Raw genomic sequence first — 557 nt, 5'->3', positions numbered from 1 at the left:
GTAACTTGGTCGCGAATTCTATTTGACCGCGAACCTTACTTAATCGCGAACATAGAACCGAAGTTAAAGCATTGGAACCAAACGTCGTAGCTAGAGAAGCCAATTTTTGCGAAACGTTCTTTGTGGTCTTTTTTAGAGTCCGGACGCATTACGTTTTCGATTGCGCTACGTTTTTGGCTGATTTCCAATTCGCTGTAACCGTTGGCACGTTTGAAATCGTGGTGAAGATCAATGAGTAGTTCGTTCGACACTTCATCTTCGAAAACGAATTTCTCTGACAGAATCAAAATGCCACCAGGACGCAGGCCCGCGTAGATTTTTTCAAGCAGCGCGTAACGGTCTTCTGGTGATAAAAACTTGAGCGTGAAGTTCAATACCACGACAGATGCGTTTTCAATTTCGATATTACGAATATCGGCTTCGACCACAGTTACTGGCGTGTCGCTGCGATAAGCGTTGACGTGTAACTTACAACGCTCAACCATCGCTGGAGAGTTGTCTACTGCAATAATTTTGCAGCCTTCTTGCTTGATATGACGACGCATAGACAGCGTAGC

The 557-nt window shown here is 44.7% G+C and carries 1 protein-coding gene; it reads right to left on the bottom strand.

Annotation, left to right across the window (positions count from 1 at the left end; translation table 11 throughout):
* Nucleotides 1–35 precede the first annotated feature (35 nt).
* Nucleotides 36–557, bottom strand: a 522-nt coding sequence (cmoA, locus tag R7Q48_RS29915) for a carboxy-S-adenosyl-L-methionine synthase CmoA (RefSeq protein WP_318134020.1), incomplete at its 5' end; no start/stop codon positions are given.

It is taken from the genome of Vibrio sp. 378 (assembly GCF_033339435.1).
Note: the sequence above shows the minus strand (reverse complement) of the source record. Positions and strands in the feature narration are given on the sequence as shown.